This window comes from Rhizobium sp. RAF36 (assembly GCF_052114105.1).
Taxonomy (GTDB): domain Bacteria; phylum Pseudomonadota; class Alphaproteobacteria; order Rhizobiales; family Rhizobiaceae; genus Rhizobium.
In genome coordinates this window covers 942,445-959,306 of record NZ_JBFREC010000002.1, presented here as the reverse complement: position 1 = coordinate 959,306, position 16,862 = coordinate 942,445, and the positions used below count along the sequence as shown (strand labels likewise).

The window sequence follows — 16,862 nt, the reverse complement described above, 5'->3', positions numbered from 1 at the left end:
CGGCGTATATATGCCGCGGCTGCGCGAAAATGCTACGGCAGCGCTTTGGCGCCCGGGCCGAAATACGGCTGGCGCTCCGTTTCGCTTGCCCGCAGCGAATGGCGCAGGCGCAGCAGATCCTTGCGGGCGATGAGGCCGACGAGCTGACCGCTCTCGGGATCGACGATCGGGATGCGGCCAGCATCGGTTGCCAGCATCAGATCGGCGACATAGCCGGCCGTGTCATCGGGGTGAGCGAGCGGCACGGAACCGTCGGACACCAGATCGGCGAGCGGCTGGCTGCGCTCAACGTGTTCCTGCTGCCAGCGCAGAGCGTCACCGCGCGACATCAGACCCTTGAGGATGCCGAGGTCATCGACGACAGGATAGACCCGGTGCGTCTTCGGCTGCGTGGTGAAGAGATCGATCGCCTCTCCCGCAGTCATATCGGCCCTCAGGCTATCGACCCTGGAGATCATGATGTCGCGGGCGCGGGCGAATTCGAAGGGATCGATGCCATATTCGCGGGTGATATGCTGGCCGCGGCGGGCGATCTTTTCGGTGAGGATCGAGCGGCGCAGCAGGAGAACGGTGACTGCGTAGGCCGCCACTGTCGCCGCCAGCAGTGGCAGCAGCGCCTGGACATCGCCGGTCAGTTCGACGGCGAAGAAGGTGCCGGTCAGCGGCGCGCGCATCGTGCCGCCCATCATCGCCGCCATGCCGAGCAGCGCCCAGAAGCCGGGATCGCCGGGCAGGACGAGTCCGACAAGCCAGCCGAGCGCGCCGCCGAAGATCAACAGCGGCGCCAGCACGCCGCCCGATGTACCCGATGACAGCGCCACGAGCCAGATGGCCGCCTTGACCAGCAGGACGGTCAGCACCGCCTGCGGCAGCAGGCTGCTGTTCAGGAGGCCATCGATGATGTCGTAGCCGACGCCGAGGACGCGCGGTTCGATCAGGCCGCCAAGACCGATGATCAGCCCGCCGAGTGCCGGGCACCACATCCAGTGGATGGGTAGCGCTTCGAAGAGGTCCTCGATCTTGTAAAGCAGCGTCGTCAGGATGCCGGACTGCAGGCCGGAGAGAATGCCCATGCCGGCGCAGAGCAGGATGCCCCACCAGGGGAGATCCATGTGGAACTGCTTCGGAAACAACGGCCCTGCCTCGAACAGGAACGGGCGCCAGCAGGTCGACACGCAGGCGGCGACGGCAACGGGAATGAAGCTGCGCGGCTTCCATTCGAACAGCAGCAGTTCGACGGCGAGCATGATGGCGGCGATCGGCGAACCGAAGATCGCGGTCATCCCCGCCGCCGCACCGGCCACCAGCAGCGTCTTGCGCTCGGCCGAACTCAGGTGAAAGCATTGGGCAAACAGCGAACCGATCGCCCCGCCGGTCATGATGATCGGGCCTTCGGCGCCAAACGGGCCGCCGGTTCCGATCGAGATCGCCGAGGAAATCGGCTTCAGAATCGCCACTTTCGGCGACATCCGGCTGCCGCCGATCAGGATCGCCTCGATCGCTTCGGGAATGCCGTGGCCGCGGATCTTCTCCGAGCCGAAACGGGCCATCAGGCCGATAACGAGACCACCGAGAACCGGGATCACGACCATCCAGACCGAGCGCGGCGCCGCTGCTAGCGAGGCGGCATGGATGCTGAAGCGGCCGAACCAGACGAGGTTGGTGACCAGCGAAATGAGGCTGACCAGCACCCAGGCGGCAAGGGCGCCGCCGGTGCCGACGATCAGCGCCATGCCGATCAGGGCGATGACGCGCTTGTCGGTGGTGAAGTCTCCGGCCTCGCGCCGGGAAAGGCCGCCCATGAAATCATGCGGCCGGTGAGTGTTTTGTGAGGACATAGGGGTTCCTGTTGACAGGCTGGCAATGAAGCGCGAAATATATCGTATTACGATATAAATCAAGTCATGCTTTGAGGAGCAGGCCGATGCCCAAGGAAAGCCTTTCGGAGATCGAATATGAGGCACTTGCCAACCTGAGATACCGGATCCGCAAATTCCGCCAGTTCAGCGCCGATGCAGCCACCCGTCTCGGCCTTGCGCCGCCGGAACATCAGGCGCTTCTCGCCATCAAGGGGCTGGGGATCGATGGCGAAATGAGCGTTCCCAGTCTGGCAGAGACGCTGTTTCTGGCGCCTGCCGCAGCCGCGGAGCTGACCGAAGGATTGAGAGACCGCGGCTTTCTGACGATCGCCACCAAGCCGAAGCGCCGCACCGTTGTCCGATTGACAGATCAGGCGGAAGAGCTATTGCGTCGGCTGACGCCTGCCCATCTTTATGAGATCCGGGAAATGGCGCCGGAGCTGATGCAGGCGCTGCGGGCGCTGCAGGATCACCGGCGGATGGAGATGGCGGCATGGATGCAATGATCTTGCCGACGGCAAGCGAATGACGGCAGGGGATTGATGGCCAGGAAGCCGATAGATGATCTGACGGAAGCCGATTACGAGGCGCTGTCGAACCTGCGCTATACGCTGCGCCAGTTCATGGATTTCAGCGCCTCGGCTGCCCACGAGGAAGGATTGCCGGCACAGCAGCATCAGGCCCTGCTGGCCATCAAGGGCCACCGCGGCGAAGAGGCGATGTCGGTCGGCCTGCTTGCCGAGCGTCTGCTGATCGCGCCGCATTCGGCAACCGAACTTGTCGGCCGGCTGGTGGCCGCCGGCTATGTGTCGCGCAACGCCGACCCGAACGACAAGCGGCGCCAGACCTTGGCGCTGACCGCAAAGGCGGAATCGGCGCTGAAGCGGCTGACCGCCATCCATCTGAGCGAGATCCGGGAGCTCGCCCCACGGCTGATCGCCATCCTGCACAGTCTGCAGGACGGCGTGGCGCTGCAGGACGATCCCTGGGCGGACTAGGGTCTCGGGCGCATCAAGCGTCTTCGCCAATCTCCTTTGCCACCTCCGCTATCAGAGACCGCAGCCAGCGGTGGGCGGGGTCGTGGCGGTAGCGGACATGCCAGGCGATCTCGACGGGGAAAGTGCCGAGATCGGCGGGAGCGGGCAGGATTTTCAGGCGGGGGTCGCGGGCGAGCCGCCGGCAGATCTGGCTGGGCAGCGTGGTGCAATAGTCGGTAGCCGCGATCATCTCGGGCACGGCAAGAAAATGGGTGACGGAGACGGCCACCTCGCGGCGCAGGCCGCGCTGTTCCAGCGCCTGGAAAAGGCCGGCGCGCAGGCGGCCGGGCGGCAGAACGTTGACGTGTTTCAGCCGCTCGTATTGTTCTTTCGAGATGCTGTCGCCGATATCGGGATGACCGGCGCGGACGACGCAGGCGAGGCCATCGTCCATCAGGTGCTGAACGACGATATTGTCGGGCGGATCGGTGATGCGGCCGATTACCATCTCGGTCGATCCTGATACCGCGCCGGTTTCGGCGAGATCACTACCGAAGGGGATGAGGCGGAGCTTGATGCCATCGGCGCGCTCTCGCAGCCGCGCGACGACCTCCGGCATCAGCACGAATTCGGCATAGCTGTTCGGCGCCAGCGTGAAGAGCCTGGAGGCTTCCGCCGGGTCGAACTGCTGCTGGCCGAGGATCAGCTCGTCGAACTGCGCCAGCGCGGTGCGCACCACCGGCGCCATCTCTTCGGCGAGCTGGGTCGGGCGCATGCCGTAGCGCTCGCGGATGAACAGCGGATCGCGCAGCGTGTCCCGCAGGCGGTTCAGCGCATTCGAGAGCGCCGGCTGGGTGATGCCCAGCCGTTCGGCGGCGCGGGTGACATTGCGCTCATCCATGAGCGCCAGGAACACCGGCATCAGATTCAGGTCATATCGCATTCAGTTATAATGCCATGTGAATATCTGGAATAGAACAAATAAATTTCCGAAATACATCGCCAGAGAGCATCATCCAGTCATCGAAACGAGGCCAGAGGCCAAGGAGATGACAATGAGCAAGGGTAAAGTTCTCGTCGTGGGTTCGAACGCAACGCGCATCGAAATCAAAGGCGGCCGCAGCGGCGCAACCGGCCAGTATCTGAATGAGACCGTGATCCCGGTGATGGCGGTGATTGCTGCCGGTTACGAGGTGGTGCTCGCCACCCCCAACGGCACCAAGCCGCATATCGATGAGGTCTCCGACAAAGTGGATCACTTCGGCGGCGACGAAGAAGCATACCGCAAGGCCAAGGCCTTCTATGCCGAGGACCCGTCGATGAACGAGGTGAAGACCTTGGCGACGGTTATCGCCGAGGGTCTGGACGGCTACGCCGGCGTCTTCGTGCCCGGTGGTCAGGCGCCTGGGGTCGATCTGATGCAGGATGCCGATCTCGGCGAAATCCTGCGCCACTTCCACGAGAAGGCCAAGCCGACCGCCCTGCTCTGCCATGGTCCGATCGCTGTCGCCTCGGCCATGCCGAATGCCCGCGAATTCCGCGCGGCGCTGATCGCCGGCGCGCCACAAAAGTCTGCCGAATGGGCCAAGGGCTGGCAATATGCCGGGTACAACATGACCGTGTTCTCCAATAGCGAAGAAAAGGTTGTCGAGGACTACATTTTGCACGCTAAGCTCTATTTCAACGTGGTCGATGCGCTGCAGATTGCCGGGGGCAACGTGACGACCGGTGACATCGATTTCGAACCGAATGTCGTTGTCGATCGCGAACTGATCACCGGCCAGAACCCGCGTTCGGACCATCCGCTTGCCGCCAAGCTGGTCGAGGCGCTGAACCGCGCAACGGCCGTCTGAAACGAAGGACGATAGCCATGCCGCATTCCGTGAAGATCATGGCAATCCTCGCCGCCCGGCCCGGCAAGGCAGGCGAACTCGAAGCGCTTCTGTCCGGCATGGCACCCGCCTGCCGGGCGGAGCCGGGCAACCTGCGCTGGGATATCTGGCGCGACCAGGCAGATGCCACGCGTTTTGTGCTCGATGAACTCTATCAGGACAATGAAGCGGTGGCCGCCCACCGCCAGACGCCGCATTTCAAGGCCTATCTCGCGAAGATCAACGATCTCGCCGAACGCACCGCGCTCGTTCTCGACGCGACCGATATCGGCTGACACCAAACACTGGAGAGGACAGATCAATGGCACTCAAGAACATCCTGCGGAGCAAGCTCGGCTTCGGCGCCGCCCCGCTCGGCAACATGTTTCGCGATATTCCGGAAGCCGAAGCGCTTTCGACCGTCGAAGCCGCCTGGAATGACGGTATCCGCTATTTCGACAATGCGCCCTTTTACGGCGCTGGCCTTGCGGAGATCCGCATGGGCGAGGCGCTGGCGGCCAAACCGCGCGATCAGTATGTGATCAGCACCAAGGTCGGCCGGGTGATCCTCGACGAGCTCGAGGATGTCAGCGCCCGCGATCTCGGCGAGAAGGGCGATGTCTTCAAATACGGGCGGCCGAACAAGATCGTCAACGACTACTCGGAAGATGCAACGTTGCGCTCGATCGAGGACAGCCTGAAGCGGCTGAAGACAGACCGCATCGATATCGCCTTCGTCCATGACGTCGCTCAGGATTTTTATGGCGACGAGTGGCTGGACGTCTTCGAGACCGCCCGCAAGGGCGCCTTCCGGGCGCTCGACCGGCTGCGCGACGAGGGCGTGATCAAGGCCTGGGGCCTCGGCGTCAATCGCGTCGAGCCGATCGAATTGCTGCTCGGTCTGGATACACCGCGGCCCGATGGCTTTCTGCTGGCCGGGCGCTACACGCTGCTCGACCATGACCGGGCGCTGCAGCGGGTGATGCCTCTGGTCGCCGAGCGCGGTCTCGGCATCGTCGCCGGTGGCCCCTACAGCTCGGGCGCACTGGTCGGCGGGCCGAACTTCGAATATGCGCCGGCAACGCCCGTAATCCTCGACAAGGTGGCGCGGATCAAGGCGCTGGCTGACCGTCATGGCATCAGCATAAAGGCTGCAGGTCTGCAATTCTCGCTGGCACATCCGGCCGTCGCCGCCGTGATCCCGGGCGCCAGCAAGCCCGAACGCATCGCCGAGGACGGGGCAGCATTGAACGAGACGATCCCGGCGGAGTTCTGGCGTGATCTGCGCAAGGCGGGGCTGGTGAACCCCGAGGCGCCGCTGCCGCTCTAGGGAAGACAAGGCTCTCCCGCACGATCGGCCCTCCATCCTTAACTGTTGATGGGGGGCATATTTGATTGCGGTAGTCATATTTATTTCATAAAACCCTCTCCCTTGAAGAGGTACAGATGAAATGACTACCGCCCTGCCCTTCCGGCTCGTGGCCTTCGCCTTTTTCCTCCTGGCATATCCGCTGTCTTTCGTTCTGCCGGCCTGGTGGAGTTGGGAAAACGCACCGCTGGAGCTCCTCGACAATCTCGTTCTCGCCATCGGCACCGTTCAGGCAATCGTACTGGCGAGCCGCAGCCAAGCGCCATGGAAATGGCTCTGGCTGGCGCTCGTACCGGTCTGGATCATCTGCCTGGGACGTGAAATCAGCTGGGGTGCGGTGTTCTATCCGCCATCCGGCATGTCAGAGGACGGGCCGGAATTTTCCGGCAAGCTGCTCTGGTTCAACCCGGCCGTAAAGCCGCTCGTCATCCTGTTGGTGCTGGTGACGCTGACAGTGACGGCACGTTTCAAGCTCTGGCGATTGCTGGATCCGGTGATCAAGGCGCGGCAGTTTCCGGCGCTCGAACTGGTGATGGCCGGCCTGTCGCTGATCCTGATGACGGCCGCGGAGCGCCATATGGGTATGTCGCTCGACGCCTTTGTCGGCGTGCCCGAAGTGTTTGAGGAAACCGTCGAGCTCGCAGGCTACATGTTCCTGCTCGCCGCCCAGCAGCGCATCCTGATGGCCGCGGCGGCGGCCTTTGACACGTCCGGCCTGACACTCGCCAGGCACTGATTTATCGAGCCAGCGACCCGATGGCCTCAAAAGGCCTTCGGCGCCGCCACGAACAGGTTCGGCTTGCCGCCGGTGATGGTGAAGAGGCTGAGCTTGCGTTCGACGCCACCTGAGACATTCAGGCGGAAGAGCCCGGTGATGCCGCGGAAGCCCGTCTTGCTGGTCAGGTTTTCGGCCGTCAGGGCCTTCGGATCCTGGGTGCGGATGATGCCTGAGGCGATTGCCACCGCATCATAGCCATAGGCCGCATTGGCCGTCAGTGGACGCCGGTAGTGGCGCTGGTAGCGCTCCGATATCATCGAGGCACCTTCCGGATCAACCATCGCGATCTGCGCACCTGATACAGCCGGGCTGGTATAGGCCTGCTGCGGCCAGCCGCTGGTGCCGACAAGCGTGATGTTGGTGAAGCCCGCAGCCTTGATCGCACCGGCAACCGTGGTGACGATAGTGGATTTGCCAAGCACGACGATGGTGTCGGCGCCCTGCATCTGCGCCTTGCTCTTGGTCACCGCATCGGCGGCCGAAGCATCCGAAAGCGCATAGCGGGCCGAACCGAGATAGGTACCGCCTGAAGCGCGCACCCCATCGGCGATGCGGGCTTCGCCGATCGCCGTCAGCTCCGTGGTGGCGAAAACGAAGACCTTCTTATGGCCGCCGGAGACGGATGTGCGGGCGCCTTCGACGGCACTGTCCACCTCGTCGGAGGTGAAGTTGTAGACATTGCCCGATGTTGCCGGGACCGGCGCACCGAGATTGATCAGCGGCAGGCGCTCGGCCGAAGGGATAGCTGCGACGGCAGCGGTGGTCGCCTGCGGCGCGAAACTGACGAGAAGGGCGGAATTGCGCGCCTTGGCGGCCGAAACGACAGCGGCAACCGATGCCGGGCCGCCGGAGACGTCGACAACCTTAACAAAGACCTGCCCGTTGCCGACTTCGCCGACGCCGAGCGCTGCGCCATCGCGGATATCGCGCGCCTCGCCCTCATAAAGGCCGGTGGAGCCCTTCGGCAGCAGCAGAGTGATCTCCGTGCCGGTTTCGCCGAAGCTTTCCTCGACAGTGCTGGAGGGCGCCTTGATATCAGTGTTCTTGACGCTGTTCGACAGACTGTCGCCATCCGCCTGGCAACCGGCCAGCAGGCCGCCGGCGATCAGCACAAGGGCGGGAAGCACGCGGCTGATGGCAGCAGGCGTCTTCAAGACGCCGTTGCGTAAACCATGCAGGCGCGCGATCTTCGAATTCAAATGCGGCGTCACTGTTTCCCCCGAGGATGCGATGTCGCGGCCGTTTGCGGCCTTTTTAGAATGCGCTCATTTCTGCACCGTGCGGGCGCGAAAATCAAACCATTCCCCCAAACTTGGTTGACGTGAACGCTAAAGTTTTATGCGTCTTTGACCGGAATATTTATACTTGCGTTTTCCAAGCTTACACACGGCATATTTATAGCTCATCGCTACATTCTCCTCAAACAGAGAGAGAAAATCCGATGAAGCGCAGCACAAAATCAAAAATACTTGCAGCTTTTACTTTCGCATCTTTCGCATCGTTTCTTGGCACCGCACCGTCGAACGCCACTGAAATCCCCACAGCGCAGATTTCACTGACGTCTTACGCGAGCGTGATCTCTGCCAATACTGCACTTTCTCTTGCGGAGACCGCAAGTATATCCGGCGTTTATAGTCTGGCGAAGACGGCGTTTGCAGGCGTTGCGGGCACCGTTCAGCGCATTGATCTTGCCGCCATTGCACGGCCGCAACAGGTTACCTCGCCCGAGATCACGGCGTCGATCAGGCCCGACAAGCCGGCAAAGCTTACCACCTCCAACGAAGCGGTGTTCGGCTCGGTCACCATTCCGTTCAAGCGGCTGGCGGCGCTTAAGCGCTTTGCGCCGTCGCTTGCCGAAATGCAAAGCGGCGCGGCCATCACCTGCGGCGCCAAGGGCTGCACCAATGCGGCGCAAGTCATCAAGACGGCGCTTGGCCAGACAGCGCAGGCGTCGATCCGCGACAAGCTGAACACCGTCAACGCCGCCGTCAACCACGCCATCCGCTACCGCAAGGACATCGAGACCTATCAGGTGGCCGATTACTGGGCCACACCATCCGAGACGCTGTCACGCCAGCAGGGCGACTGCGAAGATTTCGCGATCCTGAAAATGGCGGCGCTGAAGGCTGAAGGCGTCGACATGAAGGACATGTCGATCGTCGTTCTCTTCGACCAGAAGCGCCATTTCTACCACGCCGTTCTGTCGGTCGCGGTCAACGGCAACTTCTTCATCCTCGACAACATGCGCGATCAGGTTCTGACCGACAGCCGCCTGCCCGACTACCAGCCGCTCTACTCGATCAACGCCGGCAAGGGCTACCTCCATGGCGTCAAGGCCGGCAACAAGCAGGTGGCATCCGCTATGCCGCTCGAGAAAGTCGCTCCGGGCGAAGGTGTCCCCTACTGAGCCAGGCGATTTCGAGCGGAGTACAAGAGCCGGCCACGTGGGCCGGCTTTTTTTGATGCGGGCGATCTTCTTGAATGTAGCGCGCCCGGAGCCCCCTCACCCTACCCTCTCCCCCAGGGGAGAGGGGAAGTTGGCGTAGAGCTCAGGATATCCCTTCTCCCCTCGGGGAGAAGGTGCCCGAAGGGCGGATGAGGGGGCCGCAAACGCAAAGTTTCCTGATTGCACCCCGCCCCCACCCCCGTCATGATGCGCCGACCCTCAATACATACAGGCCGACATGCGTATCTTTCTCGTTCGACACGGCGAATCCCTCGGCAATATCAGCGAGAGTGCCTACCGGCAGTTCGGCGATCACAATGTTCCGCTCACGGAATGGGGGTACCGGCAGGCGCTGGCGGCCGGGCGTGGGATTGCGGCCTATCTGGCAGCGCTGCCGGATGCCGCCCCACGGGCCAGCATCTGGTATTCGCCCTATCTGCGCACGCGACAGACGATGGATGCGATCATCGAGGCGTTGCCAGCGGGCACGGTCGGCGAGGTGCATGAGGATTATCTGCTGCGCGAGCAGGATTTCGGGCTGTTTACCGAGATCTACGACCGCGCCGAGCAGCGGCGGAAATTTCCCGAAGAATTCGAGAAATGGGCGCGGCTGCGCAACAATAGTGGCAAGTTCTATGCGCGGCCTCCCGATGGAGAAAGCCGGGCCGATGTGGCGCAGCGGGTGCGGCTCTTCCTGCTGACCGTGATGCACGATATCGGCGGCGGCAACGATACGGCCATCATCGTCGGCCATGGCGTCACCAACCGCGCCTTCGAGATGAACTTCCTGCACCACAGCGTCGAGTGGTTCGAACGTTCCGACAATCCGGGGAATGCCGACGTGACGCTGATCGAGGGCACGCATGCGGAGGGTTACAGCGCGACGCTGCTGCACAAGGCCGACGACCGTAACCCGGCCGAAGCAACGGATATGCGCGGCGCCTACGGCTCGGCGCTGACGATCGCGCCGAAGACCGGCGGCTGAAATTTCTCAGTAGCGGGAGATATAGCCGACCAGCATCGGCTTTTCGTGGGTCGGCGCTAGCGCCAGATTGATCTGGCCCTTCATCGTCTGCGAACCCGCAGCGATGGTGAAGCCGGTATTCAGGGTCTTGCCCTTGTTCATGGCGAGCGTCGCCATGGCTTCCTCGATCTGCGTATCGATCGAAAAGCGCAGGCTCTTCGTCAATTGCGCCGCATCGCCCATTGGCAGGCGGTGGCGCAGCATCGACAGGAAGGCGTCGTTGAACAGCTGGATCTTCTTCTCCAGCGTGAGAAGGATGGTCGGCGACGGCGAAGCCTGGATCAGCGCATTCAAATTGGCCATCGAGGACACATCCTCGACCGTATCAAGCCGCTTCAGCGCCCATTTGAAGCTGAGGACGCGGAGCAGCGAGGCGAGATTGCCGGTCTCCGGCATCTGGGCGGCCGTATGATGCACGAGATCAGCCGTCGTCATCTTGCCGGCCGACGACATGCGACCGAGACCATCCCAATAGATGCGTTCCAGACGGATACCGCGGCGCTCCCCGCCCCGGCCGGCAACGGCGCGGAACTTCGGCTCGATCTCATCGGCGCCGATGACAGGCAGCGCATCGTCGAGCGGCTCGGCGCTCGTCAGATCGGTTGCGGCAGCCTTGCTGATCAGCATTCTCAGCGCTCCGTCAGCGCTTCCGAGCGCGCCTTGTTGATCGGCTTCAGGAGATAGCTCAGCACGGTCTTGTTGCCGGTCATGATTTCGACCGACGCGACCATGCCCGGCATGATCGGATAGGCCTTGCCGTTGCGCTCCAGCTCCGACTTGTCGGTCTTGACCTGTACCAGGTAGTAGGTGTCGCCCTTTTCCTTCTCGACGAGGCTGTCTGCCGAGATGTTTTCGACGACGCCTTCGAGGCCGCCGAAGATCGAGAAGTCGTAGGCGGTGACCTTGACGACCGCAGGCTGGCCACGGCGCACGAAAGCGACGTCGCGCGGCGAGATCTTGGCTTCGATCAAAAGCGTATCGGCAGTCGGAACGACGCCGGCAATGACGCGGCCCGGATCGACATAGGCGCCGATGGTGTTGACCTCGAGCGTATTGACGATGCCATCGACGGGCGAGCGGATATCGGTGCGCTTGACGCGATCGGACGCGCCGCGGATGGTTTCATCGACGACCGAGAGTTCGGCGAGCGTCGTCGCCTTCTCAGTCAGGGCCTGCTGACGCAGCTCCAGCGCCAGATCGCCGACCTGCAGCTTGGCTTCCTGAACGGCGGCTTCGAGGCGATCGATGCTTTCCTGATAGACCTTGAGCTGGCCCTGCTGATCCGTCAGGTCGCGTTCGACCTTCAGCATCTCGGTCTGGGCGACGAGCTTCTTGTCGCTCAGCGGCTTGATCAGGTTGTACTGGCGCTGGGCGCCGTCGATATTGTCGGTCAGACGGGCGATATTGGCATGCGCCTCGTTCAGCTCGTTCTCGCGCTGCTTGACCCGCTCCTGGAGAACGCCGAGCTTGTTTTCGTAGCTAGCGCGATCGGCGGCGAACAGGCTTTCTTCGTTGTCGCAGACCGGCTTGGCGACGGTCAGGATTTCGTCCGGGCAGATGAACTTGGTATCGTAGAGACCGGCTTCCTCAAGCTTCAGGCGGGCAACCTTGGCGCCAAGCGCGCGAGCCTTCGCAACGGATTCGCCGAGCGTCGAGGTGGTCGTCGTATTGTCGAGCTGCACCAGAAGGTCGCCTTTGCGCACGATCTGGCCGAGGGTGACGGCGATCTGCTGGACCACGCCGGGTTCCGACGACTGGATGATCTGGGTCTTCGAGACCGGAATGACCTTGCCCTCGCCGCGGGCGATCTCATCGATGCTGGCAAAGGCTGCCCAGGCCAGGAAGCTGGCGATCAAAAGCGCGCAGAGGGCCAGGATGGCGCGGGCGAAGAGCGGTGGATTGTCGATGTGCGTGCGGCTCATGTTCATGCTCCCGGCCGGCGCTGCTGCATGGCCTGGATAACAGCCTGCTTCGGGCCATCGGCGATAATCTTGCCCTTGTCGATGACGATCAGGCGATCGACCAGCTCCAGCATGCTATGGCGATGCGTGGCAATCAGCAGCGTGGTGTCAGCACCGAAGGCGCTCGACAGCCGCGAAATCAGGTGACGTTCGGTTGCAAGATCCATGGCGCCCGACGGCTCGTCAAGGAAGACGATCTTTGGCTTGGTGAGCAGCAGGCGGGCAATGGTCAGCGCCTGCTTCTGGCCGCTGGACAGATTGGTGCCGCGCTCTCCGACCGGCATGTCGAAACCGCGCGGATGATTGCCGACGAATTCATCGACGCCGGTGATGCGGGCGACTTCGAGTAGCTCTTCATCCGTCGCGTCGGCCCGGCCGATCAACAGGTTTTCCTTGACCGTGCCGGAGAACAGATCCGACGACTGGCCGGCAACGGCAACCGCCGAGCGGACTTCGGCCATGTGATACTGGCGGACGTCAACGCCGTCGATCAGCACGCGGCCAGATGCAGGCGCAAACAGACCGTCGAGCAGGCGCCCGAGCGTCGTCTTACCCGAGCCGATGCGGCCGATGATGCCAATCTTCTCGCCCGGGCGGACATTGAAGGACAGGCCGTTGATAACAGGGTGATCCGAGCCCGGATACTGGAAGGCGACATTCTGGAAGCTGAAGCTGCCCTGAGTGATCTGCCGGTTGACGAAACCAACCGTCGAGGGCCGGTCGTCCGGCTGTTCCATGATCTTGTCGAGGATGCGCAGCGACATCGTCGCCTGGCGGAAGCGGGCCAGCGTCATTGCGATCTGCCCGAGCGGCGCACCGGCGCGGCTCGCCAGCATCACGGTGGCGACAATGGCGCCCATGGCGATGCGGCCCTCGGAGAATTCATAGGTGCCGGCAATGACGATCAGGACGCTGACCATCTGCTGGATCAGCATCGTCAGGTTGATGGCATTGGTCGAGACGTGCTTGATCTCTTCGCTGGTGCGGCTCGAATATTTCGTCAGCTCCTGCCAGCGGCGCAGCATGGTGGCTTCTGCGCGCAGGCTCTTCAGCGTCTCGATGGTCGAGATGGTTTCGACCAGCAGCGACTGGCGGCGCGATGCCTCGTTGGCGGCGGTTGCCATGCGCTTGCCGATCGCCGCCTGCGCCCAGAGGCCGATGACAACGGAGGCGACGAAGGCGACAGCCGGAATGACGACGAGCCAGCCGGAGATGAGGTAGATGACGAACAAGAAGATGAACACGAACAGGCTGTCGATCAGGACGCCGATGGTGTTCGAGGTGAAGAATTCGCGAACGAACTCATATTGCGTGACACGGTTGGCATATTCGCCAGTCGACATCGGCCGCGAGGCGAGCGTCGAGTTCAGCACTTTGTCGAAGATCATCTGCGACAGACGCAGGTCGGCCTTGCGGCCGGCATAATCGATCAGTGACGACCGCGCTGTCTTCAACAGGAAATCGAAGAGATAGGCGAGCGAAATCCCAGCCGAGAGAACCCAGAGCGTCGGGATCGCCTTGTTCGGCAGGACCCGGTCATAAACGTTCATCGTGAACAGCGGCGAGCCGAGCGCGATAAGATTGATGAACAGCGCTGCGACCATGACGCGGACATAGGTGCGCCAGTACGGCGCCAGCGTGCTCGACAGCCAATGGCGCTTCTCGATCTCGACAGCATTGCCGACCAGCGCCTCTTCCGAGGCGTTCTGATAATAGAGCGTGAAGGCAAAGGCGGCTTGCGGCTGGAGGCTCGCAAGCTCCTGGCGCGTCAGACGGATCGGCTGGCCGGCGATGGGCACGACGTCGGTGATATAGGAGCCGTCTTCGGCGACTTCGAGCAACGGCAGCACGCCACCATCGGCAAAGGCGACGATCGCCGGACAATCGAAATTGCCCGAGCGGCAATCGCGCTCTTCATGCCTGATGACCTGCAGCCCGATCCGTTCGGCGATCTGCTCGATGTCGTCCAGCTCCAGCGACTCGGTGACTTCATCCGGAAGTCCGGAGAAGAGCACCGTATCGGAACTGGGACGGCCATAGAACGCAGCCACGGATTTAAAAGCGGCTTTGAATGTCTGCAGCGGGGTGCCGCTGGAAGTCTCGAGCGCTACGTTCAGCATTGTTCCATGGCCGTTTCGACTACTGCTGTCGAATTGGCGCCAGAAGATCCAGAGGCATGCCGGCCTTCTGCGTAGACTGCAGCTCGACATAACCCGGATTTGCGACGCCCGCGGGGACAACAAACTCTTCCCGCGCATAAGCCTTGGACTGCTCGACCGGCCGCAGCTTCATCGTCTGAAGCAGATTGCCGGAGGCAGCCAGGATCTTGTATTCGGCAAACAGCGAGGCAACGCGCGCCGTGTCTGCCAGAACTCTGGTGTTGAAATTGGTGTTCTGCGCGTCAAGCACGTCGAGCAGCGAACGCTGGCCGACACCGAACTGCTGACGGTAGGACGAAACGAGCTGGGCGTTGGTCTGTGCCTGCTTGCCAAGGATGCCGGCAAGCGTGCCGCGGCTGACGCGCTCGTTCCAGGCGGAACGGACGGACTGCTCGACTTCGCGCTGCACCTGGGCCAGCGCATAACGCTGTTCGCCGGCGCGGCGGATCTGCTCCTGTTCGCGGGCGGTGTCGATACCGCCGCGATAAAGGTTCCAGCGGGCAACGACGCGGACCTGGTAGTCGTTGGTGTTGCCGTCGTCGCCGTCGATGTCATCGCCGACGCGGGCGGTGCCTTCGAGATCGACCTTCGGCAGGTAGTTGGCGCGGGCGCCACGCACGCTGGCGTCAGCTGCATCGATATCGGCATTGGCCGAATAGATGCGCGGGCTGTTCTTGGCGGCGATGAAGACGGCGTCATTCAGCGTCTTCGGCAGGAACTTGGCAACCGACGGCGGGGTCGAGGCATTGGTGATCGGCTCGCCGACGGCCTGGAGGAAGCGGATGCGGGTGGCTTCCAGCTCTTCCTTGGCTTCCTGCAGACGGGCTGCAGCAGCCTGCTGACGCTCGACGCCCTGAAGACGGTCGGCATCGGTAAGCGTGCCGCCCTTGATGCTCTGCTCGATATTGCCGAGGATCTGGCTGTGGAAGCCGACGTTATCCTGCGCGGCCTTCACGATCTGACCCTGCAGGATGTATTCGAGATAATCCTGGGTGACTTCGAGGGCCAGCGCTTCGGAACGCTCGAGAACGCGGAAGGAAGCGCCATCGACGCGGGCAGCCTGCTGCTCGACCTGCGAACGGCGGGCACCGCCGTCGAACAATGTCTGAGTAACCGTCAAACCAACTTCGCCCGGCGACAAGTAATCGTGGTCGGAGGTCAGCGTGCCTGTGCTGGAATTGGACAGTCTGCGGCGGCCGGCACCGGCCTCCAGATCGACCGACGGCAAGTAAAGACCCCGCGCCTGGCGGAGCTCAAACTCCACGGCTTCACGATCTTTTGCAGCCTGCAAGATTTGCGGGTTCGTCTTCATCGTCTTCTCGACGGCCTGCTGCAAGGTCATTGCATCGGCATGCATCGAAAACGCGAAGCTGAAAGCAACGGTGGCGGACAGAGCCGCAAAAATTCTTTTGCCTTTAAACAAGACTGATGCCCCTCAACATCTGAGATTCTCCGGGCGAAACCCATATACCGAAGATGTTCTTCAGCAAACAAGTATCACCAACATTTCCACACTCCAACTGCAGTGCAGGATAATCTTCCGAAGACAGTTAATTCACAGAGATCAGCTACTAAAGGAACAATTTTACAGGATTTTTTAATCCCGGATTCTCCCGCAGCTGATTAGCTCATTGTACGTTTTTCAACGGACATTGCGCACCATGAATTTCCGAAAGAGTTACTCCCAAGCAACAGTAAGAGCTCTATGGACGGCCACGACCGGTGCATTGGGATGCCTCGCCGGGTCCGTTGGTGCTTTACTTATCTTAAACCTTCTTCTGCCGGACCAACCATTTTTGGTAGGTTTAATCAGTACATGCTCAATTTCTCTGTTTGTTGCATTTCCGCTGCTTGCCGTAATCGGGATCAAAAATGGTGAAATCCGGAAGCTACACGAACGGATTAATTACACCGCCCGCCACGACGCCACGACGGGGGCTCTGAACGGCACCGCCTTTGCCGCGTCCGTCGAGCATTACATCGACCGGCGCAAGCGAATCTCGACCGACACAGGCGGTATCATGATCGCCGCCGTGGTCGATCCGCTGGATGCCATCAGCCGCCGCTATGGACCGCAATGGGCCGATACGGTGATGCAGTCGCTGGCGGCGATCATCCAGTCCTCGGTGCGCAGCGGCGACCTGGTGGCCAGGCTCGCAACCAACGAGCTCGGCATCTTCCTGCCGGGTGCCGCGCCCGAAAGCGCCCTCGACATCGCCAACCGCATCCGCGAACGGGTGGCGGCGGCCGCCTTCGCCGCCGACGAAAACCCGCTCTCGATCGACCTGAAACTCGGCGGCGCAATCTTCGACGGCCCGGCGGAATTCAACCGTATCCGGCAGATGGCGGGCGAGCTCGCCATGGAGGCCGGCGGCGAGGACGAGCCGATCGCGATCGGGAGATTGCCAGCTGCGTAGA

16 protein-coding genes are annotated in these 16,862 nt (G+C 62.2%); 9 read left to right on the top strand and 7 right to left on the bottom strand.

The window, feature by feature from the left end:
• Positions 1-32 precede the first annotated feature (32 nt).
• Entirely contained in the window at positions 33-1,838 is a 1,806-nt protein-coding gene (locus AB4Z25_RS10610; RefSeq protein ID WP_112537252.1) for a chloride channel protein, read from the bottom strand.
• Between the two features lie 86 nt (positions 1,839-1,924).
• On the opposite strand from AB4Z25_RS10610, the gene AB4Z25_RS10605 reads away from it, so the two are divergent.
• Positions 1,925-2,365, top strand: a complete 441-nt coding sequence (locus AB4Z25_RS10605; protein ID WP_112537251.1) for a MarR family winged helix-turn-helix transcriptional regulator — start codon at positions 1,925-1,927, stop codon at positions 2,363-2,365.
• Between the two features lie 36 nt (positions 2,366-2,401).
• A complete protein-coding gene (locus tag AB4Z25_RS10600; protein ID WP_112537250.1) occupies positions 2,402-2,857 on the top strand; it encodes a MarR family transcriptional regulator in 456 nt (151 codons plus the stop codon).
• 13 nt (positions 2,858-2,870) lie between these two features.
• On the opposite strand, the gene AB4Z25_RS10595 is transcribed toward AB4Z25_RS10600, so the two are convergent.
• Positions 2,871-3,779, bottom strand: a complete 909-nt coding sequence (locus AB4Z25_RS10595; protein ID WP_112537249.1) for a LysR substrate-binding domain-containing protein — start codon at positions 3,777-3,779, stop codon at positions 2,871-2,873.
• A gap of 112 nt (positions 3,780-3,891) precedes the next feature.
• On the opposite strand from AB4Z25_RS10595, the gene AB4Z25_RS10590 reads away from it, so the two are divergent.
• The 4 genes from AB4Z25_RS10590 to AB4Z25_RS10575 all read left to right on the top strand — a co-directional run bounded on the left by AB4Z25_RS10590 (position 3,892) and on the right by AB4Z25_RS10575 (position 6,812).
• On the top strand, positions 3,892-4,689 hold the full coding sequence (locus AB4Z25_RS10590; protein ID WP_442207971.1) for a type 1 glutamine amidotransferase domain-containing protein: 798 nt from the start codon (positions 3,892-3,894) through the stop codon (positions 4,687-4,689).
• Between the two features lie 17 nt (positions 4,690-4,706).
• Positions 4,707-5,003 (top strand): putative quinol monooxygenase, encoded by a 297-nt coding sequence (locus AB4Z25_RS10585; protein ID WP_112537247.1) that lies wholly within the window; start codon positions 4,707-4,709, stop codon positions 5,001-5,003.
• Between the two features lie 26 nt (positions 5,004-5,029).
• Positions 5,030-6,037, top strand: coding sequence for an aldo/keto reductase (locus AB4Z25_RS10580; RefSeq protein ID WP_112537246.1), 1,008 nt, complete (start codon positions 5,030-5,032; stop codon positions 6,035-6,037).
• A 121-nt stretch (positions 6,038-6,158) separates the two neighbouring features.
• Positions 6,159-6,812: a hypothetical protein gene (locus AB4Z25_RS10575; RefSeq protein WP_112537245.1), complete on the top strand. Its 654-nt coding sequence runs from the start codon at positions 6,159-6,161 to the stop codon at positions 6,810-6,812.
• A 26-nt stretch (positions 6,813-6,838) separates the two neighbouring features.
• Here the strand turns inward: AB4Z25_RS10575 and AB4Z25_RS10570 are convergent, their stop codons facing one another.
• Entirely contained in the window at positions 6,839-8,065 is a 1,227-nt protein-coding gene (locus tag AB4Z25_RS10570) for a hypothetical protein (RefSeq protein WP_442207970.1), read from the bottom strand.
• Positions 8,066-8,295: 230 nt separating this feature from the next.
• On the opposite strand from AB4Z25_RS10570, the gene AB4Z25_RS10565 reads away from it, so the two are divergent.
• The gene (locus AB4Z25_RS10565) at positions 8,296-9,261 is read left to right on the top strand and encodes a transglutaminase-like cysteine peptidase (RefSeq protein WP_112537244.1); all 966 of its coding nucleotides are present in this window, start codon (positions 8,296-8,298) and stop codon (positions 9,259-9,261) included.
• Between the two features lie 277 nt (positions 9,262-9,538).
• Entirely contained in the window at positions 9,539-10,285 is a 747-nt protein-coding gene (locus AB4Z25_RS10560) for a phosphoglycerate mutase family protein (protein ID WP_112537243.1), read from the top strand.
• Between the two features lie 6 nt (positions 10,286-10,291).
• Here the strand turns inward: AB4Z25_RS10560 and AB4Z25_RS10555 are convergent, their stop codons facing one another.
• The 4 genes from AB4Z25_RS10555 to AB4Z25_RS10540 are packed head-to-tail and all read right to left on the bottom strand — an operon-like array spanning position 10,292 to position 15,786.
• Complete coding sequence (locus AB4Z25_RS10555; protein WP_112386347.1) at positions 10,292-10,951, bottom strand: ribbon-helix-helix domain-containing protein; 660 nt, start codon at positions 10,949-10,951, stop codon at positions 10,292-10,294.
• A gap of 2 nt (positions 10,952-10,953) precedes the next feature.
• Positions 10,954-12,246, bottom strand: a complete 1,293-nt coding sequence (locus AB4Z25_RS10550) for an HlyD family type I secretion periplasmic adaptor subunit (protein WP_442207969.1) — start codon at positions 12,244-12,246, stop codon at positions 10,954-10,956.
• 2 nt (positions 12,247-12,248) lie between these two features.
• Complete coding sequence (locus AB4Z25_RS10545; protein WP_442207968.1) at positions 12,249-14,405, bottom strand: type I secretion system permease/ATPase; 2,157 nt, start codon at positions 14,403-14,405, stop codon at positions 12,249-12,251.
• 19 nt (positions 14,406-14,424) lie between these two features.
• Positions 14,425-15,786 carry a TolC family outer membrane protein gene (locus AB4Z25_RS10540; RefSeq protein ID WP_112386508.1) on the bottom strand — a complete coding sequence of 454 codons (1,362 nt, stop codon included), beginning with the start codon at positions 15,784-15,786 and terminating at the stop codon, positions 14,425-14,427.
• Between the two features lie 319 nt (positions 15,787-16,105).
• Here AB4Z25_RS10540 and AB4Z25_RS10535 point away from each other — a divergent pair, with 319 nt between their 5' ends.
• Positions 16,106-16,861, top strand: coding sequence for a GGDEF domain-containing protein (locus tag AB4Z25_RS10535; protein ID WP_112537240.1), 756 nt, complete (start codon positions 16,106-16,108; stop codon positions 16,859-16,861).
• The last annotated feature ends 1 nt before the right edge of the window (position 16,862 follow it).